Consider the following 23,089-nt stretch of genomic DNA (forward strand, 5'->3'; position numbering starts at 1 on the left):
CAAGCACGCTTGATTGTTTCTGGCGCCCCTGCCATGCTCCCCCCATGTCCGATCCGACGCGCGTGTTCGACGACCTGCGTGAGGAGAGCGAGGAACTCGACCGGCTCGTGGCCGAGTTGAGGCCGGAGGGCTGGGCCGTCGAGACCCCCGCTGCCCGCTGGACCGTCGCCCACCAGATCGCCCACCTGGCCTGGACCGACCACTCCGCCCTGCTCGCCGTGACGGACGAGGAAGCGTTCCGTGCGCTGGTCGAGAAGGCGCTCGCCACTCCCGAGACGTTCGTGGACGAGGGTGCGCAGGAGGGGGCCGCGAAGACGCCCGCCCGGCTCCTCGCCGACTGGCGGGCCGGGCGGACGGCCCTGTTGGCCGCCCTGTACGCCGCCCCCACAGGAGTCCGTTTCCCCTGGTACGGGCCACCTATGTCGGCCGCCTCCATGGCCACCGGTCGGCTTATGGAGACCTGGGCCCATGGGCAGGATGTCGCCGACGCGGTTGGTGTGGTGCGGCCACCTACGGATCGGCTCCGGCATGTGGTGCGCATTGGTGTGCGTGCGCGTGACTTCGCCTTTGGTGTGCATGGGCTCACCCCGCCGAGTGAGGAGTTCCGTGTTGAACTCCGCGCTCCCTCGGGTGAGTTGTTGGCCTACGGACCCGAAGACGCCCCGCAACGCGTCACCGGCCCCGCCCTCGACTTCTGCCTCCTCGTCACCCAGCGCGCCCACCGCACCGACCTCGCGGTGGAAGCGGTCGGCCCCGACGCCGGTCAGTGGCTCGACATCGCCCAGGCCTTCGCGGGACCCCCCGGCGCCGGGCGCCCGCCGAAGTCGAAGGGGGCCGGACAGTGACTTCCACCGTCCCCCTCCGCATAGGCAACGCCTCCGGCTTCTACGGCGACCGGTTCGACGCCCTGCGCGAGATGCTCACCGGCGGCCAACTGGACTTCCTCACCGGTGACTACCTCGCCGAGTTGACCATGCTCATCCTGGGACGGGACCGGCTCAAGGATCCCGGCACCGGGTATGCCCGTACCTTCCTCAAGCAGTTGGAGGAGTGTCTCGGGCTCGCCCAGGAGCGTGGGGTGCGGATCGTCACCAACGCCGGAGGGCTCAACCCCGCTGGACTCGCCGACGCCGTACGGAAGTTGGCCGATCGGCTCGGGATAGCCGTACGGGTAGCGCATGTCGAAGGGGACGATCTCGCCGGGCGGTATCCGGATGCCCTTGCCGCGCATGCCTATCTCGGTGGCTTCGGGATCGCCGCTTGCCTTGATGCGGGGGCCGAGGTCGTGGTCACCGGGCGGGTCACCGATGCCGCCCTGGTCACCGGGCCCGCCGTCGCTCACTTCGGGTGGGTGGCCGACGACTACGACCGGCTCGCGGGGGCTGTGGTCGCCGGACATGTGCTGGAGTGCGGGACCCAGGCGACCGGCGGCAACTACGCCTTCTTCACCGAGCACTCGCCGGAGAAGCTTCGCCGGCCCGGGTTTCCGCTCGCCGAGATTCATGAGGACGGCTCCTGCGTCATCACCAAGCACCCCGGCACGGGGGGAGTCGTGGACCTCGGTACCGTCACCGCGCAGCTCCTCTACGAGACGCACGGCGCGCGGTACGCCGGTCCCGATGTCACCGCCCGCCTCGACACCGTCCGGCTCAGTGAAGACGGGACCGGGGGTGGGGACGGGACCGAGGACGGGGGCGATCGGGTGCGGATCGAGGGCGTTCGGGGGGAGGCTCCGCCGCCGACTCTCAAGGTCGGGCTCAATCGCCTGGGGGGCTTCCGCAACGAGGTCACCTTCGTGCTCACCGGGCTCGACATCGAGCGCAAGGCCACTCTTGTCCGGGAGCAGATGGAGGCCGCGTTCGGCGAGGGGAACGCCAAGTCCCGGCCCGGTGAACTCCGTTGGGATCTCGCCCGTACCGACCACGCGGACGCCTCGACCGAGGAGACCGCCAGCGCACTGCTGCGGCTCGTCGTGCGGGATGCCGATCCGGAGGTCGTCGGGCGGGCGCTGAGCGCCGCCGCCGTCGAACTCGCATTGGCCAGTTACCCCGGCTTCCATGTGCTGACCCCACCTGGAAAGGGAGCGCCCTATGGCGTCTTCGATGATGTGTATGTCCCCCATGGTGACGTCGACCATGTGGCCGTCCTCCACAACGGGCGCCGGATTGCTGTGGCCCCGGCCCACGACACCCGCGTACTGGAGGACCTTCCGCAGCCGGCCCTCCCCGAACCTCCGCCGGACGGGCCCACGGCGTGGGCGCCCCTTGGTCTGGTCGCCGGGGCCCGTAGCGGTGACAAGGGAGGGAACGCCAACGTGGGGGTGTGGGCGCGTACGGATGAGGCGTGGCGCTGGCTCGCCCATGCGCTGACCGCCGAACGGTTCCGTGAACTTCTGCCGGAGACCGCCGAGTTGGGTGTGACGCGGCACGTGCTGCCCAACCTCCGTGCCCTCAACTTCGTCGTCGAGGGGATTCTCGGCGAGGGCGTCGCCGCCCAGCATCGTTTCGATCCGCAGGCCAAGGCCCTGGGCGAATGGCTGCGTTCCCGTCGTCTGGACATACCGGAGGTCCTCCTGTGACCGTCCTCCCGACCGCCCTGGACACCAACGGTCCCGACTACGTGGCCAACCGCGAGGCCATGCTCGCCAAACTCGGCGAACTGGACACCGAGCATGCGAAGGCTCTCGCCGGTGGCGGGCCGAAATACGTCGAACGGCACCGCAAACGCGGCAAGTTGCTCGCCCGCGAGCGCATCGAACTGCTCCTCGACCCCGACACGCCCTTCCTCGAACTGTCCCCCCTCGCCGCCTGGGGCAGCGACTACGCGGTCGGCGCCTCCCTCGTCACCGGCATCGGGGTGGTGGAAGGCGTGGAGTGTCTGATCACCGCCAACGACCCGACCGTGCGCGGCGGTGCGAGCAACCCCTGGTCGCTGAAGAAGGCCCTAAGGGCGAACGACATCGCCCTCGCCAACCGGCTGCCCTGCATCAGCCTCGTCGAGTCCGGTGGTGCAGATCTCCCGTCCCAGAAAGAGATCTTCATCCCCGGCGGCGCCATCTTCCGTGATCTGACCCGGCTTTCGGCCGCCGGCATCCCGACGATCGCCGTCGTCTTCGGCAACTCGACCGCCGGCGGCGCGTACATCCCCGGCATGTCCGACCACGTGATCATGGTCAAGGAGCGCGCGAAGGTGTTCCTCGGCGGGCCGCCGCTCGTGAAGATGGCGACCGGCGAGGAGAGCGACGACGAGTCGCTCGGCGGCGCCGAGATGCACGCGCGCGTGTCGGGCCTCGCGGACCACTTCGCCGTCGACGAGCAGGACGCGCTGCGGCAGGCGCGCCGCGTCGTCGCCCGCCTCAACCACCGCAAGGCGTACGGCGATCCGGGCCCGGCCGCACTCCCCAAGTACGACGAGGACGAACTCCTCGGCATCGTCCCCGGGGATCTCAAAACCCCCTTCGACCCGCGCGAGGTCGTCGCCCGGCTCGTCGACGCCTCCGACTTCGACGAGTTCAAGCCGCTCTACGGCACGAGCCTGGTGACGGGCTGGGCCGCCTTGCACGGCTATCCCGTCGGCATCCTGGCGAACGCCCAAGGGGTCCTCTTCGGCCAGGAGTCCCAAAAGGCCGCCCAGTTCATCCAGTTGGCCAACCAGCGCGACATCCCGCTCCTCTTCCTGCACAACACCACCGGCTACATGGTCGGCAAGGAGTACGAACAGGGCGGCATCATCAAACACGGCGCGATGATGATCAACGCCGTCAGCAACAGCCGCGTACCGCATCTCTCCGTGCTCATGGGCGCCTCGTACGGCGCCGGCCACTACGGCATGTGCGGGCGCGCCTACGACCCCCGCTTCCTGTTCGCCTGGCCCAGCGCCAAGTCCGCCGTCATGGGCCCCCAACAGCTCGCCGGCGTCCTGTCGATCGTCGCCCGCCAGTCGGCCGTAGCGAAGGGGCAGCCCTACGACGAGGACGCGGACGCGGCGCTGCGCGCCATGGTGGAGCAGCAGATCGAGTCCGAGTCCCTGCCGATGTTCCTGTCGGGGCGGCTGTACGACGACGGTGTCATCGACCCGCGCGACACCCGCACCGTCCTCGGCCTGTGCCTGTCCGCCATCCACACGGCGCCCTTCGAGGGCGCGCGCGGTGGCTTCGGCGTCTTCCGGATGTGAGGGCCATGACCGATGTGAGGGACCACTTGATTTCGACCGTCCTCGTCGCCAACCGGGGCGAGATCGCCTGCCGGGTCTTCCGTACGTGCCGCGAGTTGGGCATCCGGACGGTCGCCGTGCACTCGGACGCCGACGAGTACGCGCTCCACGCACGCGTGGCCGACGCGACGGTACGGCTCCCGGGGGCGACACCCCAGGAGACCTATCTGCGCGGGGAGTTGATCGTGAAGGCGGCCGTCGCGGCGGGCGCGGACGCGGTGCACCCCGGCTACGGCTTCCTCTCCGAGAACGCCGACTTCGCCCGCGCCGTCCTGGCCGCCGGCCTGGTCTGGATCGGCCCCCCGCCCGAGGCGATCGAGGCCATGGCCTCCAAGACCCGCGCCAAGCAACTGATGGGCATCGCCCCCCTGGAGCACGTCACCGAGACCGACCTCCCGGTCCTGGTGAAGGCCGCGGCGGGCGGTGGCGGACGCGGTATGCGGGTCGTACGACAACTTGCCGACCTCGACGCCGAGTTGACCGCCGCCCGAGCCGAGGCGACCAGCGCCTTCGGCGACGGCGAGGTCTTCGTCGAGCCCTACGTGGAGGGCGGCCGACACGTCGAGGTCCAGATCCTCGCCGACACCCACGGCACGGTCTGGGCCCTCGGCACCCGCGACTGCTCCCTCCAACGCCGCCACCAGAAGGTGATCGAGGAGTCCCCGGCCCCGGGCCTGTCAGATCAACTGGCTCAGGAACTGAGCGAGTTGGCCGTACGCGCCGCCCGCGCGGTCAACTACGAGGGCGCCGGCACCGTCGAGTTCCTCGTCTCCGCCGACAACAAGGCCCACTTCCTGGAGATGAACACCCGCCTCCAGGTCGAACACCCGGTGACAGAGGCCGTGTTCGGCATCGACCTGGTGGCCCTGCAACTGCGCGTCGCGGAGGGCGAGCCCCTCGATAGCGACCCCCCGAGCGCGCGAGGCCACGCGATAGAGGCCCGCCTCTACGCAGAGGACCCGTCCCGCGACTGGACCCCCCAGACCGGCACCCTGCACCGCCTGGCCGTACCGGAAGGCGTCCGCCTCGACACCGGTTACACCGACGGCGACGACATCGGCGTCCACTACGACCCGATGCTCGCCAAGGTCGTCGCCCACGCCCCCACCCGCGCCGAAGCCCTCCGCAAACTCGCCGGCGCCCTGGAACGGGCGACCATCCACGGCCCGATCACCAACCGCGCCCTCCTCGTCAACTCCCTTCGCCACAAGGAGTTCACGACGGCCCACATGGACACGGGTTTCTACGACCGCCACCTCCCGGACCTCACACAGCAGGCCCCCGACCCGCACGCCCCCCTCGCCGCCGCCCTGGCGGACGCCCACGGCCGCTCCCGGTTCGGAGGAGGCGGCTGGCGCAACGTCCCGTCCCAGCCCCAGACCAAGCGTTACGCGATGGCGAGCGAGGAGCATGAGGTCCAGTACCGGCACACGAGGGCGGGCCTGACGGCGGACGGGGTGCGCGTCATCCACACGGACGCCGGTCGAGTCGTACTCGAAGTGGACGGCGTGCGGCGGAAGTTCGAGGTTGCGAGCTACGGCGACGACCAGGTGTACGTGAACGCGACGACCCTGACCGCCCTCCCTCGCTTCCCCGACCCAGCCGCCCAACTGGCCCCCGGCTCACTCCTCGCCCCCATGCCGGGCACGGTGGTGAGGGTGGCGGAAGGCTTGACCGTAGGAACTCAAGTAACGGCCGGTGACCCCCTGTTGTGGCTAGAGGCAATGAAGATGGAACACAAGATCACAGCCCCGGTCACGGGAAAGCTAACGGCCCTGAACGCAGTACCTGGCCAACAGATCCAGCTCGCCGCCCTATTGGCGGTAGTGAAGCCCACCTAGAGGGGCGCGGGACTGTATCCGTATGCGGCTACCGCCGCGCGAGCGCGACCAGCCACGACGAGGGAGCCACATGCCCACCACCGAAACCGAAGAACACAGGGCCCTACGTTCAGCCGTATCCGCCCTGGGCAAACGCCACGGCCGCACCTACGACCGAGAACAACTCTGGTCCGAGGCAGCCAAACTCGGCTACCTGGGCGTCAACCTCCCCGAGGAACACGGAGGCGGAGGCGGTGGCATCTCCGAACTCTCCATCGTCCTGGAGGAGTTGGGAGCGGCAGGCTGCCCCCTCCTCATGATGGTCGTGTCACCCGCGATCTGCGGAACGGTGATCGCCCGCTTCGGCACAGAAGACCAGAAACAAGCCTGGCTGCCCGCGCTGGCGGATGGCACCCGAACCATGGCCTTCGGCATCACAGAACCCGACGCCGGTTCCAACAGCCACCGCATCACCACCACCGCCCGAAAAGACGGCACGGACTGGCTCCTCACCGGCCGCAAGGTGTTCATCTCCGGCGTGGACCTGGCCGACGCGACCCTCATAGTCGGCCGCACGGAAGACTCCCGAACGGGCCGCCTCAAGCCCTGCCTGTTCATCGTCCCGCGCGACGCACCCGGCTTCACCCGCCGCCAGATAGACATGGAACTCCAGGCGGTGGAGAAGCAGTTCGAGCTGACCCTGGACGACGTACGGCTCCCCGCCGACGCACTCGTCGGAGACGAGGACGCGGGCCTGCTCCAGCTCTTCGCCGGTCTCAACCCCGAACGCATCATGACGGCCGCCTTCGCGATCGGCATGGGCCGCTACGCGCTGGCCCGAGCGATCGAGTACGCGCGCGACCGCACCGTGTGGGACGCCCCCATCGGCGCCCACCAGGCCATCGCGCACCCCCTCGCCCAGGCGCACATCGACCTCGAACTCGCCCGCCTGATGATGCAGAAGGCGGCGTATCTGTACGACGCCGGTGACGACGTAGGCGCGGGCGAGGCCGCCAACATGGCCAAGTACGCGGCGGGTGAGGCCTGCGTGCGGGCGGTGGACCAGTCCGTGCACACCCTCGGCGGCAACGGCCTCACGCGGGAGTTCGGGCTCGCTTCGTTGATAACTGCCTCGCGCGTGGCTCGTATTGCTCCGGTGAGCCGGGAGATGATTCTCAACTACGTCTCCCACCAGACCCTGGGCCTGCCCAAGTCGTACTAGCCCGAGGCCTGGAGCCCACCCGAAGCTCCGCGCCAGTCCGTGCCAGGAGGAACCATGTTCCGCAGCGAGTACGCAGACGTACCGGCCGTCGAACTCGCCATCCACGACGCGGTGTTGGCCCGGGCCGCCGAGTTCGGCGACGAACCCGCCCTGGTCGACGGCACGGACGGCACCACCCTCACGTACACCCAACTCGACGCGTTCCACCGGCGGATCGCGGCCGGCCTCGCGGACGCGGGCGTACGCAAGGGGGACGTCCTCGCCCTGCACAGCCCCAACACGGTCGCGTTCCCCCTGGCGTTCTACGCCGCCACGCGCGCGGGTGCCTCCGTCACGACGGTGCACCCGCTCGCCACCCCGGAGGAGTTCGCCAAGCAGCTGCGCGACTCGGCGGCCCGCTGGATCGTCACCCTGTCACCCCTCCTGAACGCGGCACGCCGTGCCGCCGAACTCGCGGGCGGCGTCGAGGAGATATTCGTCTGCGACAGCGCGCCCGGACACCGCTCACTCGCCGACATGCTCGGCTCCACGGCCCCCGAGCCGGTGGTCGACATCGACCCCGTGACGGACGTGGCGGCCCTCCCGTACTCCTCGGGCACGACGGGCAGCCCCAAGGGCGTGATGCTCACCCACCGCCAAATAGCCACGAACCTGGCCCAGTTGGAGCCCGCGGTCCCCACCGGCCCCGGCGACCGCATCCTCGCCGTCCTGCCCTTCTTCCACATCTACGGTCTTACGGCCCTGATGAACGCGCCCCTGAGGAAGGGCGCCGCAGTCGTGGTCCTCCCGCGCTTCGAGCTGGAGACCTTTCTGGCGGCCATCGAGAACCACCGCATCACCGGCCTGTACGTGGCCCCGCCGATAGTCCTGGCCCTGGCCAAACACCCGGCGGTCGCCCAGTACGACCTCTCGTCCCTCAAATACATCATCAGCGCCGCCGCCCCCCTCGACGCGAACCTCGCCGCCGCCTGCTCGCACCGCCTGGGCCTGCCACCCGTAGGCCAGGCGTACGGCATGACGGAACTCTCCCCGGGCACCCATGTGGTCCCCGTACGGGACATGCCCACCGCACCCCCGGGAACCGTCGGCAAACTCATCGCCGGCACCGAGATGCGGATCGTCTCCCTCGACGACCCCGACAAGGACCTCGGCATCGGCGAGGCGGGCGAACTCCTCATCCGCGGCCCCCAGGTGATGAAGGGCTACCTCGGCCGCCCCGACGACACCGCCGCGATGATCGACCAGGACGGCTGGCTGCGCACCGGGGACGTCGGCTATGTGGACGACGGCGGCTGGACGTTCGTCGTCGACCGGGTCAAGGAACTCATCAAGTACAAGGGCTTCCAGGTCGCCCCCGCCGAACTGGAGGCCCTCCTGCTCACCCACCCCGACATCGCCGACGCGGCGGTCGTGGGCGAGTACAACGACGACAACAACGAGGTCCCGCACGCCTATGTGGTCCGCCAGCAGACCGCCCCTGATCTCTCCCAGAGCGAGGTCCTGATGTACGTCGCCGAACGCGTCGCCCCCTACAAACGCGTCCGCGTGGTCACCTTCATCGACGCCGTCCCGCGAGCCGCCTCCGGCAAGATCCTGCGCCGGGAACTGCGAGGCCGCTCATGACGCTGGTCGGTCGTGCACGCGCGCGTGGCATCGAGACCCTGAGCCTCGACTCACCGGAGACCAGGAACGCGCTGTCGGCGTCCCTGGTGGGCGAGTTGGCGGACGCGCTGACGGAGTGCGCGAAGGACGCCGACGTACGGGCGGTCGTCCTCACCCACACCGGCAACACGTTCTGCGCGGGCGCGGACCTGCGGGACCCGCCACCCCCGGACGCCCTGGTGGCCGTACTCCGCCAGATCGTCGAACTCCCCAAGCCGGTGGTGGCGAGAGTGACGGGCCACGTACGGGCGGGCGGCCTCGGCCTCCTCTCGGCCTGCGACATCGCGGCAGCGTCGACCGAGTCCGCGACCTTCGCCTTCACTGAGGTACGGATCGGGGTGGCCCCGGCGGTGATCTCCCTCCCGCTGCTGCCCCGCACCGACCCGCGAGCACTGGCCCGCTACTACCTCACCGGCGAACGCTTCGACGCGACGGAGGCGGCCCGCGCGGGCCTGCTGACGGTGGCGGGAGAGGACGTGGACGAGGCACTGGCACCGATCCTCGACGGCCTGCGCCGAGCCGCTCCCGAGGCCCTGGCCGAGACGAAACGGCTGCTCACGGCTAGGGTGCTGGAAACCTTCGACCGGGACGCGGCCGACCTGACCGCGCTCTCGGCACGGCTGTTCGCCTCCGCGCAGGCCCGCGAGGGGATGACAGCATTCCTCGAACGACGGGATCCCGCATGGGTGGTGTGAGCGCGACGACGGCGCCGGGCGCGGTCGACCGCAGACCCAAGCAGGACCGCAGCCGGGCCACCCGGCAACGCCTCCTGGAAGCCGCCGTGTCCTGCCTCGCCGAACACGGCTGGGCAGGCTCCACGGTCTCCGTCGTGGCCGAGCGCGCCGGCGTCTCCCGAGGCGCCGCCCAACACCACTTCCCGACCCGCGAGGACCTCTTCACGGCGGCGGTCGAGTACGTCGCCGAGGAACGCTCGACCGCCCTCCGGGCCCTGTTCCCCGAGGGCGCGGAAGACCGCCGAGCCGTCATCGAGGCCCTGGTCGACCTCTACACGGGCCCGTTGTTCCGCGCGGCCCTCCACCTCTGGGTAGCGGCCTCCAACGAGGACCAACTCCGCCCCCGGGTAACCGAGTTGGAGGCGAAGGTGGGCCGCGAGACCCACCGGATCGCGGTGGAGCTGCTGAACGCGGACGAGTCGAGACCGGGCGTACGCGAAACAGTCCAGGGCCTCCTGGACATGGCGAGGGGCCTGGGCCTGGCCAACCTGCTCACGGACGACAGGGGCAGGCGGGAGAGGGTTGTGGCGCAGTGGGCCTCGCTCTTGGAAGACGCCCTGGGGGAAGCTGCTTAGGGGCGCGGGGCTGTGTCGATTCGCGGCTCCGCCGCGTGGGCGCGACCAGCCCCCACGCACCCGCACCCGCCTACGCTCCCAAGGCTCCTCTTCAGTGGGCGATATCCGAGTACCCCTCGATCGACTGAGGCCCGCGAGACTCCGGTCCCACATATCGAGCAGAAGGCCGCACAAGCCGCCCCGTCCGCTTCTGTTCAAGAATGTGCGCCGACCACCCCGCCGTACGCGCACACGTGAACATCGACGTGAACATGTGCGCCGGTACCTCGGCGAAGTCCAGCACGATAGCGGCCCAGAACTCGACGTTGGTCGCGAGCACCCGATCAGGACGACGGGAGTGCAACTCCGCCAGCGCCGCCTTCTCCAACGCCTCCGCGATCTCGAACCGCGGCGCCCCCAACTCCCGCGCCGTGCGCCGCAGTACACGAGCCCGAGGATCCTCGGCCCGGTACACCCGGTGCCCGAACCCCATCAACCGTTCACCCTTGTCGAGCGCCTGCCGGACGTACGCCTCCGCGTCCCCCGTCCGCTCGATCTCCTCGATCATCCCGAGCACACGGGACGGCGCGCCCCCGTGCAACGGCCCGGACATCGCCCCCACGGCCCCGGACAGCGCGGCGGCGACATCCGCACCGGTCGACGCGATGACCCGAGCCGTGAAGGTCGACGCGTTCATGCCGTGCTCGGCAGCGGACGTCCAGTACGCGTCCACGGCCGCGACATGCTTGGGATCAGGCTCACCCCGCCACCGGATCATGAACCGCTCGACGACCGAGTGCGCCTTGTCGATCTCGCTCTGCGGCACCATCGCGTTCCCCTGCCCGCGCGCGGACTGGGCGACGTACGACAGGGCCATCACGGCGGCGCGGGCGAGGTCGTCGCGGGCCTGCCGCTCGTCGATGTCGAGGAGCGGCTTGAGGCCCCACACGGGCGCGAGCATGGCCAGCGCGGACTGTACGTCGACGCGGATGTCCCCGGAGTGCACCGGGATCGGGAACGGCTCGGCGGGCGGCAGCCCGGGGTTGAAGGCGCCGTCGACGAGCAGCCCCCAGACGTTGCCGAACGAGACGTGACCGACCAGATCCTCGATGTCGACGCCCCTGTACCGCAGGGCACCGCCCTCCTTGTCCGGTTCGGCGATCTCCGTCTCGAACGCGACGATTCCTTCGAGTCCAGGTACGAAGGAGGGGTCGAAGTCGGACATCAGGCGGCTCCTCATGCTGTGGCTCCACGGTCGCGGGGGACTCGCGGGCCGAAGGTAGAGACATCAGCACCATAACGCCGAGTGCCACACAAGGGGAGGGCTCGCGGCACTGAGTGCCACCCGAACGCGAGACCGTACGTGGCCGTAGGCGACACCACGCGGCCGTAGGCGACCGTACGCAACCACACCCGCCCACCCGGCGCGGTACGGCAGGATGATCGTGTGACCGACCGCGATCCCACCGAGCGTGATCCCCGCCTCGACCCCGCCGCGATGCGCAAGCAGTACCGCGTGGAGGGCCTCGACGAGAACGACCTGGCAGCCGACCCCATGGCACAGTTCGGCAGCTGGTTCGAGGAGGCAGCGCTCCAGGGGCTCGTCTACGAGCCGAACGCGATGGTCGTCTCCACCGCCGACGCCGAGGGCCGCCCCAGCTCCCGCACGGTCCTCATGAAGCACTACGACGACCAGGGCTTCGTCTTCTACACGAACTACGACTCCCGCAAGGCCCGCGAACTCGGCGTGAACCCGTACGTCTCGCTGCTCTTCCCCTGGCACCCGATGGCCCGCCAGGTCCTGGTCACCGGCACCGCGCGCCGCACCGGCCGCGACGAGACCGCCGCGTACTTCCGCACCCGCCCGCACGGCTCCCAACTCGGCGCCTGGGCCAGCACCCAGTCCACGGTGATCCACTCCCGGACCGAACTGGAGTCCTCGTACGCCGACTTGCTCGCCCGCTACCCCGAGGGCGAACAGGTCCCGGTCCCACCCCACTGGGGCGGCTTCCGCATCGCCCCCCAGACGGTCGAGTTCTGGCAGGGCCGGGAGAACCGCCTGCACGACCGCCTCCGCTACACCGCGCAACCCTCCGGCACCTGGCACCTGGACCGCCTGAGCCCCTGACCCACAGCCCCCGGAAACGCAGACGACCCGCGAGCTCAGGTCCCTCCGCCTCACAGCGGGGGAGCCGGCCGGACGTACCGGCGAGCTCGCGGGTCGGGTGACTGCGTTGGGTTAGGCCGGTTGCGTGCAACTCACACACGCTGGTCCGGCGCCGAACCGAGTACGACGGCGGGCCACTAGCCCGCAGTCACCTCTTCCGTCCGGTTTCCATACATCTGCCGAACCACCTCCTTTCCGAAGTACTCGCCACACTAAGAACCCCTCGCCGACGGATCAACCGCTTTTAACGAGCCATGAACTCACTGGACGCGAATGCGCTGGTCACCTAGGTTCCGCCTCATGACCGACCTGCGTGTAGAACCGGTGGAACCGGACGCGGAGAACGCGCTCCAGGACTGGCGGCACGTCCACAACCTGATCGTGCCGCCCGCCGCGATGGCTCTCGACGAGGTGCGGGAGCGGAGTGGGCGGAACCGGCTGGAGAACGCGTACCTGGGGGACGTGCTCGTGGGGTGCTCCACCGTGCGGCCCCCGCAGGGCGAGGACGCGGTGGCGACCGTCATCGCGCGCGTGCTGCCTGATTTCCGGCGGCGCGGCTACGGAGTCGCCCTCTACGAAAACGGCCTCACGCGCGCGCGTGCGCTCGGCGCCGACGCGATCGAGACCGTCGTTCTGGCCGCCAACACGGACGGGGTGCGGTTCGCCGAGGCTCGGGGGTTCGTCGAGACCGAGCGCTATGTGCTCGACGGCGAGACCGACTTGTGGATCACTCTGCGGCTGCGGTCCCGGTTTCGGTCGGCGTCGTTCGCAGCGCGGTGAGCTGTTCGCCGAGAGGGAGGCAAGCCGGCGTCGTACAACGATTCTCTCAATCTTGCGGGAACTCGGTGTGTGCTGCGTCACGTTCGAGTTGAATGAGGGGGAGTGAGTGAACCGACGCGTCGTGTCCGCGGACGCAGCCTGCAGGGGGTCCAGGTGAGTGCTTCCCGGCGTAGTGGGACCACCGACGAGTTGGGTCCCGACGAGCCCGAGCGGGACGGCGGGCCCGAAGGTGTCGGTGGGTCGGATCTGTTGGCCGCGTTGCTGGACGGGATGGACGCGGCGCTGTGTGCCTTCGACGCGGACGGGGTGCTGACGCACTGGAACCGCGAGGCGGAGCGCATCCTGGGCTGGACCGCCGCCGAGGCCGTGGGGCGGCAGGGACTCGCCGGGTGGGCCGTACGGAGTGCGGACGCCGAGGAGGTCGAGGGGCGGCTCATGTCCGCCATGCAGGCCCCTGGGCGGCAGGTCAATGAGTTCGCCCTTCTTACGAAGGATGGTGGGCGGGTGCTGGTGCGGACTCAGTCCGCCGCCGTGCGCGGGCCCGACGGGAAGCCCGCCGGGGTCTACTGCGCCTTCAGCGAAGTGCATGCCCAGATCGACCTTGAGCGGTCAATTGCCCTGAGTGAGGCCCTCTTTGAGGATGCCTCGTGGGGTGTCGTGCTTGTGGATGCGGACCTGCGGCCCGCCGTCGTCAACTCGCATGCCGCTCGCGCGCTCGGTACCGGGCGCACCTCCGTGCTCGGGCGGCCCCTCGGGGAGCTGCTCGCCCAAGGGGTCGAGGAGCTGGAGGCCGCGCTCACGCACGTGCTCGCTGAAGGCGCGCCGCCGGCGCCCGCGGAGATCTGGGTGAGCGTGCGGACGCCTGAGGGCAACCTGCGGCGCTGCTGGCGCAGCGGCTTCCTGCGGCTGGCCTCGCCGCTCACCGAGGAACCGGTGCCGCTCGGCGTCGGCTGGCTCTTCCAGGACGTCACCGAGGCCAAGCAGCTCGAACAGGAGGCCTCGCTGCTGCGCTTCCGCGCCCAGCAGCTGCACCGTGCCGCCCGCGCCGCCGCCGAGTGCGAGGACCCGCGCGACGCGGCGACCGTCCACCTCGACTTCGCCCTCGCCGGCTTCGCCGACCACGCCCTCATCGACCGGGTCGCGGGCGGATCGTTGAACGACAACGACGGGGTGCGTGCCACGGCCGTACGACTCATCCGGGTCGCCGCCACGCCCACGGGGGCACCCGGCCCCAGCCTCCTCACCGGCGCGGCCGGGCTGCCCGTGCGCTACGGAGAGGGGCATCCGGCCCTCCAGTGCGTCGAACGCGTCGGCTCCGTACGGGCCGGTATCGGCTCCGCCCCGCCCGAACAGGCCCGGGAGTGGGCCCGGATCCGGCAGTGGCCCACGGACGCCGTGCACGCCCTGTGCGCGGTGCTGCGCAGCCGGGGGCGGACCCTGGGTGTCGTGACGTTCCTACGGGGCGCGGGGCGCAGCCAGTTCGAGCGGTCCGACTCGATCTACGCCGAGGACGTGGCCGTACGGATCGCGGCGGCGCTGGACCTGGCGGAGGCGGCGGGCGAGAAGTGAGCAGGCTGCTGGGCGGTCGCCCGGCTCAGCAGCCGTAGAAGAGCTCGCTCGGTACTCGTGGAGAAGAGCTTGCTCAGTACTGGTAGAAGATCCGGTCGCGGTACTCCTCGAACACCCGGCCGTTCCACTCGTGGCCGCCGTCCACGTTCCCGGAGCGCAGCAGCGGAGGCTCGATGCCGCGCTCGGCCAGGGTCGCGGCCGCCGTCGCCATGACCGCCTGGAGGAGGGCCGCGGTGACGACCGTGGAGGCGGGGGCGAAGGGGGCCGGGATGGTGTCGAGGGTGAGTTCCGCGTCGCCGATCGCGATCTTCGAGTCGAGGACGACGTCGCAGTGGTCCTTCAGGTACGTCCCGGAGGCATGCCGTGACGTCGTCTCCGAGGCGTACGCCACCGACGTCACGCCGATGACCCGGACGCCTAGGGAGCGGGCCTTCATGGCCATCTCCACGGGGAGCGCGTTGCGCCCGGACAGCGAGATGATCACCAGGGCGTCGCCGGAGCGCAGCGGTGACGTCTCCAGGACGACGCTCGCGAGGCCGTCGACGCGCTCCAGGGCGGAGCCCAGCGTGGCCGGCATGACGTCGACGCCGACGACTCCGGGGACGGTGAGCAGGTTCATCAGGGCGAGGCCGCCCGCGCGGTAGACGACGTCCTGCGCCGCGAGGGAGGAGTGCCCGGCGCCGAAGGCGAAGAGCCGCCCGCCGTCGGCGACGGTGTCCGCGAGGAGCGTGCCGGCCGCCCGGACGGAGTCGGCCTCTTCGTCGCGGACCCGCTGGAGCAGGGTGATCGCGGCGTCGAAGAACTGGCCGGCCGGCGTACGGTCGCTCATGCGGAAGCCTCCTCGGTGAGTTTGTGTCGCGGATCACCGTGCGGTCTGGACCAAGGGGATGTCAATACGGCGACAGCACGTTGGACAGGACGTTGGACAGCGGGTTGGGAGAGGCGCCGAGGGCGGTCGTAACCGGCTGGTTTCGGCGGCGCGGCACGGTTGTCAGTGGTATGCGTCAGAATTGAGTCCAGGGCCAGCGCACGCGCCGCGGAGCCGTCGAGCTTCGGGCAGAGGTAATCGAGGGGCACGTATGTCCGGACTGATCGACACCACGGAGATGTATCTCCGCACCATCCTCGAGCTGGAGGAGGAAGGTGTGGTCCCCATGCGCGCCCGCATCGCCGAGCGGCTCGACCAGAGCGGGCCGACGGTGAGCCAGACGGTGGCACGCATGGAGCGCGACGGCCTGGTGGCCGTGGCCAGCGACCGCCACCTGGAGCTGACCGACGAGGGCCGTCGGCTCGCCACGCGCGTGATGCGCAAGCACCGGCTCGCCGAGTGTCTGCTCGTCGACGTGATCGGCCTGGAGTGGGAGCAGGTGCACGCCGAGGCCTGCCGCTGGGAGCACGTGATGAGCGAGGCCGTGGAGCGCCGCGTCCTCGAACTGCTGCGTCACCCCACCGAGTCGCCGTACGGCAATCCGATCCCCGGTCTCGAGGAGCTGGGCGAGAAGGACGGCGCCGACCCGTTCCTGGACGAGGGCATGGTCTCGCTGGCCGACCTCGACCCGGGTGTCGACGGCAAGACCGTCGTCGTACGGCGGATCGGCGAGCCCATCCAGACGGACGCGCAGTTGATGTACACGCTGCGCCGGGCGGGCGTGCAGCCCGGCTCGGTGGTGAGCGTGACGGAGTCGGCGGGCGGGGTGCTGGTGGGCAGCGGCGGTGAGGCGGCCGAGCTGGAGTCGGAGATCGCCTCGCACGTGTTCGTGGCCAAGCGCTGAGCCCCTCCTTTCCCTGGTGGGGCCCTGGTGGGGTCCTGATGGGGCCTCGGCGGGACCCTGCGGGATCCTGGTGGGCCGTCAACTCGTGGGGCGCACGGGGCAGTTGTGGCGTTCCGGCGGGCCGTCGGCGATCTCGGCTAATCCGAGATTCTGTGCGCTGAATCGCAGCGCTCGGGCGCTGCGCGTGCCAGGCTGTCGCGTGAGGCATATGACCGTGAGGGGGCGGGAGGATGTGCCGCAGACGTGGAGAGGGCCCCGGCGCCATGCGGCGCCGGGGCCTGTCCTCCCCTGTGCTGACCCGGAGCCCCGAGCTCTCAAGGTCATCCCCTTCGGACCGGTTTCCCCGAGCGGTCCGTTCCCCGCTGAAGATCTCCCCTCGGCAGCGGCGATCATTCCTTGAGTCGTGTCACTCGAACGAGGGGTGTTGCGGCCGGAGACAGCATTTTCGAATCTGTATTCGATAACCTGTGGGTGATGAAACCCGCGGGGCGTGAGCTGTAGGAAGAGACGAGCAGGAAAAGAGACAGAAGCAAGAAGAAACGGCACGAGCGGCAGAGCGTGGTTCACAGGACCGGTGGGCTCGAAGCGGGAGCGAGCGGTCCGTGCGGAGCTAGGGGGGTGCCAGGACCAATGGCGCGGCGCATCGACGTGACCGGAGTAGGCGGCGTACGCCTGGCCGCATGGGAGTTCGCGGACCCGCCCAAGTCGGGGGAGATCGAGCGGGCACCGGGAGTTCTCTTACTGCACGGCCTGATGGGCCGTGCCTCGCACTGGGCGTCCACCGCCCGCTGGCTCTCCGAACGGCACCGCGCCGTCGCACTGGACCAGCGCGGCCACGGCCAGAGCGACAAGCCGCCACAGGCGGCCTTCACCCGCGAGGCCTACGTCGAGGACGCGGAGGCCGCGCTGGAGCAGCTGGGGCTCGCTCCGGTCGTCCTCATAGGTCACGCGATGGGCGCGCTCACCGCGTGGCAGCTCGCGGCGAAACGGCCCGATCTGGTGCGGGGGTTGATCATCTGCGACATGCGGGCGTCCGCGCTGGGCGCGGCCTCGCAGCGGGAGTGGTCCGACTGGTTCAAGTCGTGGCCTGTCCCCTTCGCCACGCTCGCGGACGTCCGCAAGTGGTTCGGCGAGGACGACCCCTGGGTCGAGCGGCCCAACCCTTCGCGGGGCGAGTTCTACGCCGAGGTCATGCACGAGTCCGCCGATGGGTGGCGGCCGGTGTTCGAGCCCGAGCAGATGCTGAAGTCCCGCGAGACGTGGGTGTACGACGCGCACTGGGAGGAACTGGCCCAGGTGCAGTGTCCGGCGCTGGTCGTCCGTGGGCTCGATGGGGAACTGGGGCGGGCCGAGGCGCAGGAGATGGTGCGGGTGCTTCCGCGCGGGGAGTACGCGGAGGTGGCCGACGCCGGGCATCTTGTGCACTACGACCAGCCGGAGGCATGGCGGGCGGCTATCGAGCCGTTTCTTGATGGGGTGCTGGTGTGAGATCGCCTAGTGGGGTGGGGGGTTCGGTTGTGTTGCGAGTGCGGGTGCGTTGTGGCTGGTCGCGCAGTTCCCCGCGCCCCTAAAAGCCGTAGGTCCCGCGCCCACGGAAGTTGCCGCTGCCGCGCCCCTGAAAAGCGCCGCTCCCGTGCTCTGAAAAGTCACCCCTTGCTCACCGCCGCCAAGATCTCCGGCAGCCGCCTCGCCGTCCCCGGTGCCGCCAGTCGTAGTCCCGCATAGGTCAGCGCCGCCCCGTACCCCGCCCCCGCCGGCAGCAGGACCCAGCTCCACTGGTCGCCGTTCGCGCTGACGTTGGACCAGATGGTGAGGGCGATGACGGGGGAGCAGAGGAGGGCGGCGGAGATCATGCCGCCGAAGATGGAGATCCAGGCGAGGCCGGCCTGGCCGGGGGCGACGTTCTTGTGGGTGCCCTGGGGGATGGAGTAGGGGAAGCGGGCCGAGGTCCAGGCGCCGGTCGCGAGCATCGCGCCGAGGAGGGCGAAGGAGAGGCCGAGGACCTCCGGGAGCCGGGACCAGTCGCCGAGCAGCGCTGTCGTCAGGACGGTCACCAGGGCCGCGTACGGCAGGGTGATCACCAGCAACGCCAGGGCGCGGGCCCGGAGTTCGGCGTAGGCGTCCCGTGTCGAGGAGATCGTCATCGCGACCATCCAGAACGCGGACGTGTCCTGGCCGAACTGGTTGTACATCTGGATGCCGAGCATCCCGGCCGCGAAGCACGCGAAGTACACCGAGCCGGTGCCCTGCAAGGCGTTGAACACCGGCACGATCAGACCGATCGCCAGCGAAGTCACCCACGCCGCCTTGGTCTTGGGGTCGCGCCAGATGTAGCGCAGGCTGCGTTCCATGACCGTGCCGGTGCGGCCGGACGGGAGGAGGCGGGCCAGGCCGCCGGTGGATGCCTTGTCCTTCGCCGCCGGTTCCGCGGACTGGAGCGTCGAGCCGTCCGGCGCGGTCATCAGCTTGGTCAGGCTGCGTGACCAGAGGGTCAGCAGGGCCGCCAAAGCGGCTGCGGACAGCGCGAGTTGAGTGACCGCCAGGCCGTACGAACCCTTGCTCACCGAGTCCACCGCGCCGACCGCCGACGCCGGTGGCACCCAGCGCAACACCTCCGCCGCCGGGTCGAGTTGGGCCAGCCCGGACGAACCCAGGCGCTGCACACCGAAGTTGACCAACTGTGCCCCGACCGCGATCACCAGCCCGCTCAGCACCGCCAGGTCCCGGCCCTTGCGGCTGGTCAGCAGGCGGATGTTGGCCGTGGCGACCGCCCGCGCGAGGGCCACGCAGATCAGCAGCCCGAGGGCGAGGGCGAGGACGGCCGTGACGTACGCGGCGGGCCCGTGCGCCACCGCGATCACCGACCCCAGCAGCAGCACCAGCGTGAACAGCGGCCCGATGCCGACCAACGAGGCCGCCAGCAGCGCCCGTACCAGCGGCTGGGGCCGAAGTGGCAGCATCACCAGGCGAGTTGGATCGAGGGTCTCGTCGCCGGACGGGAAGAACAGCGGCATCACCGACCAGCCCAACGCCAGGATCGCGACCAGGAGTACGACCACGGAGACCGCGTGGCCGTCCCCGCGCAACGTGATCAGCCCGAGCAACTGGAGCGCCGCGAAGAGGAGCGCCACGACCGCCGACGCGATGTACGCGGCCCGTCGGCCACCGGACTGCCGTAGACCGTTGCGGAGCAGGGACAGCTTCAGGCGTACGACTACGGGAGTGATCGAGGCCGCCGCGGTGCTCTCGCTCATCGGGTGCCGCCGCCCAGCCAGTCGAGGTCGGAACTGTGGTCGCGGGCGCCCGCGCCGACGAGTTCGAGGAACGCTTGCTGGAGGGTGGGGGATTCGCCGCGGACCTCGGCGAGCGTGCCCTGGGCGCGGATGCGGCCGGCGGCCATCACGGCCACCCAGTCGCAGAGCGACTCGACGAGCTCCATGACGTGGGAGGAGAAGACGACGGTGGCGCCGGAGGCGGTGTAGCGCTCCAGGACACCCCGGATGGTCTGCGCGGAGACCGGGTCGACGCCCTCGAACGGCTCGTCCAGGAACAGGACTTCGGGGTTGTGGAGGAGAGCGGCGGCGAGCCCGATCTTCTTGCGCATACCGGTCGAGTAGTCGACGACGAGCTTGTGCTGGGCACCGGCCAGGTCCAGCACGTCGAGAAGCTGCGTGGCCCGCTTGTCGACCTCACCACCGGGCAGCCCCCGCAACCGCCCGCTGTAGCCGAGGAGTTCACGCCCCGAGAGCCGCTCGAAGAGTCGCAGCCCTTCCGGCAACACCCCGATCCGCGCTTTGACGGCCACCGGATCCGCCCACACGTCATGCCCGACGACCGAGACGCTGCCCTGGTCGGGGCGCAGCAACCCGGTCACCATGGAGAGGGTCGTAGTCTTCCCGGCTCCATTGGGCCCGACCAGCCCGATGAACTTCCCAGCGGGCAACTCCAGATCAATCCCGGCAACAGCAACCTGCTGCCCAAACCGCTTCCAGAGCCCACGCACACTCACGGCAGCAGACGTCATACCGTGCAGCCTACGGTCAGGGGTCCTACCTAAGGGGCGCGAGGAACTGCGCGACCAGCCCCCACCGGACCCGCACCCGCCGAACTACCGGTCCCTCCCGCACGCATAGGCGAGCGGCGAGATCAACTCCTCCGCGTCCGGCAGCCAACGGTTGGCCGCGGTAGGCCGGCAGGCCCACTGCACAGCCCCCCGAGACCCGAACCGAGTGGGCGGCGCAGCCACATACCCACCCTCACCCAGCACCACGAGATCCAACGACGCCGGAGACCACCCGATCTTCCGTACGAGATCCGGCACCTTCACCGAAGCCCCCGGCAGCACGAAGAACTCCATCCGCCGGGACGGAGTCAACGTCACAGGACCGAGCGTCAACTCCATGCGCTCCATCCGGGCCAGCGCCAGGAACCCCGCGGTCTCCGGGACGGAAATCGCGTCGAACGTACGCCCCGTGGGCAGCAGAATCGACGCGGCAGGCTGCTTCTGCCACATCCGCCGCGCGACCGTCGCACTGCCCGTCGCCTGCGTCGCCCAGTCCTCACGCGCCGGGTGTGCGCCGGGTGCGGCGCACGCGGGGTCGCCGCAGGAGCAGTGCTGCACCCCGTCGACGGCTTCCAGCCAGGTGCCGGGGAAGACGTCCCAGTGGCGCTCCTCGGCGTAGCGTACGGCTGTCTCCAGCAGCGATTCCCCGCGCTGCTTCGGAATCTGAGCGGCTTCGGTGCCCGCGATCGTCTCTTCCACGCCCAACACAACTCCCGCACCCACCTGGAGTTACGGGCGTAGCGCGCGCGGGGGAGGGGCATCGATTCCGCAACTGGGGCGCATGGAGGCATGTGCGGGGGCGCGCGGGAGGAACGACGGCGGGAGTTGGGTAGCCAGGTGTGGGGCGAGCACCAGCTTTTACCCCGGCATTCCTCGCATGCTTCGCATTTTCGCCATGTTCGCTGGGCATTGATCTTCACGGCCGGATCTTTTCGCTTCAGGGGTTGTTCCCAGGGGGTACGCCATGGCCGCAAGGCCACTTGTCGCGCGGCAGCCGAACGAACGGCTGCAGGCGCTCATCCAGGAGGCGGGGTGCTCGAACGCCGGGCTGGCCCGCCGGGTCAACATGTGCGGCGCCGAGCACGGTCTCGACCTGCGCTACGACAAGACGTCCGTGGCCCGTTGGCTGCGGGGACAGCAGCCGCGCGGGCGGGCTCCGGCGATCATCGCCGAGGCGCTGGGCCGCAAGCTGGGCCGTACGGTCACGATCGACGAGATCGGCATGGCCAACGGCAAGAACCTCGCGTCGGGCGTGGGCCTGCAGTTCTCGCCGACCGTCCTCGGGGCCATCGAGCAGGTGTGTGAGCTGTGGCGCAGTGACGTGGGGCGCCGGGACTTCCTGTCGGGTTCGTCGGTCGCCGCGTCCGCGCTGGTCGAGCCGAGCCGTGACTGGCTGATCTCCTCGCCGGACTCGCAGGTCGCGCGCGCGGCGGGGCCGCGCGTGGGCCAGTCCGACGTGGCGGCCGTGCGCGCGATGACCCAGGCGCTGAGCGAGCTGGACCATCAATACGGCAGCGGGCATGTGCGCCCGGTCGTCGTGCACTACCTCAACAGCGTCGTCTCCGGGCTGCTGGCGGGGTCGTACCGCGAGGCCGTGGGGCGTGAACTCTTCGCCGCCGTCGCCCGGTTGACGGAACTCGCCGGCTACATGGCCGTCGACACCGGTCAACCCGGCCTGGCGCAGCGGTACTACATCCAGGCGCTGCGCCTCGCCCAGGCCGCGGGGGACCGCGGATACGGCGGGTACGTGCTCGCCGCGTCCATGAGTCACCTCGCCGCGCAGCTCGGAAACCCGCGTGAGATCGCCCAGTTGGCGCGGGCGGCGCAGGAGGGGGCGCGTGGGCGCGTGACCCCGCGGGCCGAGGCGATGTTCTACGCGGCGGAGGCGCGCGGGCACGCCCTGATGGGGGACGCGCGGTCGGCGCAGCTCGCGTCGGGGCGCGCGGTGAGCGCGCTGGACGCGGCGGATCCGTCGACCGGGGACGACCCGGCGTGGATCGCGCACTTCGACGAGGCGTATCTCGCCGACGAGTTGGCGCACTGCCACCGCGACCTGGGCCAGGCCGAGGCGGCGGCCCGGTCCGCGCAGGAGTCCCTGGACGGGCACCCGGAGTCGCGGGCGCGCCGCCGGGCCATCGGATACGTCCTCCTCGCGAGCGCGCAGGTGCAGCAGCGCGAGATCGAGCAGGCCTGCAACACGGGCCTGAAAGCAGTGGAGTTGCTCGGTTCGCTGCGGTCCAACCGGGGCGCCGAGTATCTGGACGACTTCCAGCAGCGCCTGGAGCCGTACCGGGACGAGCCGGTGGTAAGGGAGTTCGGGGCGCGGATGGAGTTGCAGGCCGCCGCGTGAACGAGGGGTGAACCAGGGCTCCCCTCTTCGGATAACGGAGGCTCCACTCACGAAAGGAGTGCGTACAGCGGCACTTGGGGCGGATGAGGGCCCGGAACTGTTACCGGGGTCACAAGTGGACAGGTCCAGTCCAGTGCTGCGTGGCACCGGGCTCGGGGTACCCGGTAGCGTGAGCCGACGATCC

The 23,089-nt window shown here is 70.2% G+C and carries 19 protein-coding genes; 14 read left to right on the forward strand and 5 right to left on the reverse strand.

All coding sequences use genetic code 11. From position 1 onward, the window contains the following. Nucleotides 1-44 precede the first annotated feature (44 nt). The 8 genes from OG714_RS28730 (at nucleotide 45) to OG714_RS28765 (ending at nucleotide 10,225) form a co-directional block, all read left to right on the forward strand. On the forward strand, nucleotides 45-845 hold the full coding sequence (locus OG714_RS28730) for a TIGR03084 family metal-binding protein (RefSeq protein ID WP_406125238.1): 801 nt from the start codon (nucleotides 45-47) through the stop codon (nucleotides 843-845). Continuing rightward, nucleotides 842-2,578 (forward strand): acyclic terpene utilization AtuA family protein, encoded by a 1,737-nt coding sequence (locus OG714_RS28735; RefSeq protein WP_406125240.1) that lies wholly within the window; start codon nucleotides 842-844, stop codon nucleotides 2,576-2,578. Before OG714_RS28730 ends, OG714_RS28735 begins: the two co-directional genes overlap by 4 nt. After that, the gene (locus tag OG714_RS28740; protein WP_406125242.1) at nucleotides 2,575-4,173 is read left to right on the forward strand and encodes an acyl-CoA carboxylase subunit beta; all 1,599 of its coding nucleotides are present in this window, start codon (nucleotides 2,575-2,577) and stop codon (nucleotides 4,171-4,173) included. The genes OG714_RS28735 and OG714_RS28740 overlap by 4 nt, the downstream gene beginning before the upstream one ends. A gap of 5 nt (nucleotides 4,174-4,178) precedes the next feature. After that, nucleotides 4,179-6,053, forward strand: a complete 1,875-nt coding sequence (locus OG714_RS28745; protein ID WP_406125244.1) for an acetyl/propionyl/methylcrotonyl-CoA carboxylase subunit alpha — start codon at nucleotides 4,179-4,181, stop codon at nucleotides 6,051-6,053. 70 nt (nucleotides 6,054-6,123) lie between these two features. Beyond that, the gene (locus tag OG714_RS28750; protein ID WP_406125246.1) at nucleotides 6,124-7,254 is read left to right on the forward strand and encodes an acyl-CoA dehydrogenase family protein; all 1,131 of its coding nucleotides are present in this window, start codon (nucleotides 6,124-6,126) and stop codon (nucleotides 7,252-7,254) included. Nucleotides 7,255-7,308: 54 nt separating this feature from the next. Beyond that, a complete protein-coding gene (locus OG714_RS28755) occupies nucleotides 7,309-8,877 on the forward strand; it encodes a 4-coumarate--CoA ligase family protein (protein ID WP_406125248.1) in 1,569 nt (522 codons plus the stop codon). Next, entirely contained in the window at nucleotides 8,874-9,611 is a 738-nt protein-coding gene (locus OG714_RS28760; protein ID WP_406125250.1) for an enoyl-CoA hydratase family protein, read from the forward strand. Before OG714_RS28755 ends, OG714_RS28760 begins: the two co-directional genes overlap by 4 nt. Further along, complete coding sequence (locus tag OG714_RS28765) at nucleotides 9,599-10,225, forward strand: TetR/AcrR family transcriptional regulator (RefSeq protein ID WP_406125252.1); 627 nt, start codon at nucleotides 9,599-9,601, stop codon at nucleotides 10,223-10,225. Before OG714_RS28760 ends, OG714_RS28765 begins: the two co-directional genes overlap by 13 nt. A 91-nt stretch (nucleotides 10,226-10,316) precedes the next feature. Here the strand turns inward: OG714_RS28765 and OG714_RS28770 are convergent, their stop codons facing one another. Further along, nucleotides 10,317-11,429, reverse strand: coding sequence for a citrate synthase 2 (locus OG714_RS28770; RefSeq protein WP_406125253.1), 1,113 nt, complete (start codon nucleotides 11,427-11,429; stop codon nucleotides 10,317-10,319). 222 nt (nucleotides 11,430-11,651) lie between these two features. Here OG714_RS28770 and pdxH point away from each other — a divergent pair, with 222 nt between their 5' ends. From pdxH to OG714_RS28785, 3 genes are all read left to right on the forward strand, one after another. After that, nucleotides 11,652-12,332 (forward strand): pyridoxamine 5'-phosphate oxidase, encoded by a 681-nt coding sequence (gene pdxH, locus OG714_RS28775; protein ID WP_406125255.1) that lies wholly within the window; start codon nucleotides 11,652-11,654, stop codon nucleotides 12,330-12,332. A gap of 339 nt (nucleotides 12,333-12,671) precedes the next feature. Continuing rightward, nucleotides 12,672-13,151, forward strand: a complete 480-nt coding sequence (locus tag OG714_RS28780) for a GNAT family N-acetyltransferase (RefSeq protein ID WP_406125257.1) — start codon at nucleotides 12,672-12,674, stop codon at nucleotides 13,149-13,151. Between the two features lie 153 nt (nucleotides 13,152-13,304). Continuing rightward, on the forward strand, nucleotides 13,305-14,720 hold the full coding sequence (locus OG714_RS28785; RefSeq protein ID WP_406125258.1) for a PAS domain-containing protein: 1,416 nt from the start codon (nucleotides 13,305-13,307) through the stop codon (nucleotides 14,718-14,720). Between the two features lie 73 nt (nucleotides 14,721-14,793). On the opposite strand, the gene OG714_RS28790 is transcribed toward OG714_RS28785, so the two are convergent. Continuing rightward, nucleotides 14,794-15,549, reverse strand: a complete 756-nt coding sequence (locus OG714_RS28790) for an SIS domain-containing protein (protein ID WP_406125260.1) — start codon at nucleotides 15,547-15,549, stop codon at nucleotides 14,794-14,796. 250 nt (nucleotides 15,550-15,799) lie between these two features. On the opposite strand from OG714_RS28790, the gene OG714_RS28795 reads away from it, so the two are divergent. Beyond that, nucleotides 15,800-16,492, forward strand: a complete 693-nt coding sequence (locus OG714_RS28795) for a metal-dependent transcriptional regulator (RefSeq protein WP_019057324.1) — start codon at nucleotides 15,800-15,802, stop codon at nucleotides 16,490-16,492. A gap of 630 nt (nucleotides 16,493-17,122) precedes the next feature. Beyond that, entirely contained in the window at nucleotides 17,123-17,980 is an 858-nt protein-coding gene (locus tag OG714_RS28800; protein ID WP_406125262.1) for an alpha/beta fold hydrolase, read from the forward strand. 158 nt (nucleotides 17,981-18,138) lie between these two features. On the opposite strand, the gene OG714_RS28805 is transcribed toward OG714_RS28800, so the two are convergent. From OG714_RS28805 to OG714_RS28815, 3 genes are all read right to left on the reverse strand, one after another. Continuing rightward, the gene (locus OG714_RS28805) at nucleotides 18,139-19,746 is read right to left on the reverse strand and encodes a transporter (RefSeq protein WP_406125264.1); all 1,608 of its coding nucleotides are present in this window, start codon (nucleotides 19,744-19,746) and stop codon (nucleotides 18,139-18,141) included. Then, nucleotides 19,743-20,516, reverse strand: a complete 774-nt coding sequence (locus OG714_RS28810) for an ABC transporter ATP-binding protein (RefSeq protein ID WP_406125266.1) — start codon at nucleotides 20,514-20,516, stop codon at nucleotides 19,743-19,745. The genes OG714_RS28805 and OG714_RS28810 overlap by 4 nt, the downstream gene beginning before the upstream one ends. A gap of 84 nt (nucleotides 20,517-20,600) precedes the next feature. Beyond that, the gene (locus tag OG714_RS28815) at nucleotides 20,601-21,263 is read right to left on the reverse strand and encodes a bifunctional DNA primase/polymerase (RefSeq protein ID WP_406125268.1); all 663 of its coding nucleotides are present in this window, start codon (nucleotides 21,261-21,263) and stop codon (nucleotides 20,601-20,603) included. 256 nt (nucleotides 21,264-21,519) lie between these two features. On the opposite strand from OG714_RS28815, the gene OG714_RS28820 reads away from it, so the two are divergent. Then, the gene (locus OG714_RS28820; protein ID WP_366498890.1) at nucleotides 21,520-22,905 is read left to right on the forward strand and encodes a transcriptional regulator; all 1,386 of its coding nucleotides are present in this window, start codon (nucleotides 21,520-21,522) and stop codon (nucleotides 22,903-22,905) included. The last annotated feature ends 184 nt before the right edge of the window (nucleotides 22,906-23,089 follow it).

This window comes from Streptomyces sp. NBC_00989, assembly GCF_045162655.1.
Taxonomy (GTDB): Bacteria; Actinomycetota; Actinomycetes; order Streptomycetales; family Streptomycetaceae; genus Streptomyces.

What these genes read in the sequence shown, in the direction of transcription:
- OG714_RS28730 (WP_406125238.1), top strand. Translation starts at nt 45, where the DNA reads ATGTCCGATCCGACGCGCGTGTTCGACGACCTGCGTGAGGAGAGCGAG.
- OG714_RS28745 (WP_406125244.1), top strand. Translation starts at nt 4,179, where the DNA reads ATGACCGATGTGAGGGACCACTTGATTTCGACCGTCCTCGTCGCCAAC.
- OG714_RS28750 (WP_406125246.1), top strand. Translation starts at nt 6,124, where the DNA reads ATGCCCACCACCGAAACCGAAGAACACAGGGCCCTACGTTCAGCCGTA.
- OG714_RS28755 (WP_406125248.1), top strand. Translation starts at nt 7,309, where the DNA reads ATGTTCCGCAGCGAGTACGCAGACGTACCGGCCGTCGAACTCGCCATC.
- OG714_RS28760 (WP_406125250.1), top strand. Translation starts at nt 8,874, where the DNA reads ATGACGCTGGTCGGTCGTGCACGCGCGCGTGGCATCGAGACCCTGAGC.
- OG714_RS28765 (WP_406125252.1), top strand. Translation starts at nt 9,599, where the DNA reads ATGGGTGGTGTGAGCGCGACGACGGCGCCGGGCGCGGTCGACCGCAGA.
- OG714_RS28770 (WP_406125253.1), bottom strand. Translation starts at nt 11,429, where the DNA reads ATGTCCGACTTCGACCCCTCCTTCGTACCTGGACTCGAAGGAATCGTC.
- OG714_RS28780 (WP_406125257.1), top strand. Translation starts at nt 12,672, where the DNA reads ATGACCGACCTGCGTGTAGAACCGGTGGAACCGGACGCGGAGAACGCG.
- OG714_RS28790 (WP_406125260.1), bottom strand. Translation starts at nt 15,549, where the DNA reads ATGAGCGACCGTACGCCGGCCGGCCAGTTCTTCGACGCCGCGATCACC.
- OG714_RS28795 (WP_019057324.1), top strand. Translation starts at nt 15,800, where the DNA reads ATGTCCGGACTGATCGACACCACGGAGATGTATCTCCGCACCATCCTC.
- OG714_RS28800 (WP_406125262.1), top strand. Translation starts at nt 17,123, where the DNA reads ATGGCGCGGCGCATCGACGTGACCGGAGTAGGCGGCGTACGCCTGGCC.
- OG714_RS28805 (WP_406125264.1), bottom strand. Translation starts at nt 19,746, where the DNA reads ATGAGCGAGAGCACCGCGGCGGCCTCGATCACTCCCGTAGTCGTACGC.
- OG714_RS28810 (WP_406125266.1), bottom strand. Translation starts at nt 20,516, where the DNA reads ATGACGTCTGCTGCCGTGAGTGTGCGTGGGCTCTGGAAGCGGTTTGGG.
- OG714_RS28820 (WP_366498890.1), top strand. Translation starts at nt 21,520, where the DNA reads ATGGCCGCAAGGCCACTTGTCGCGCGGCAGCCGAACGAACGGCTGCAG.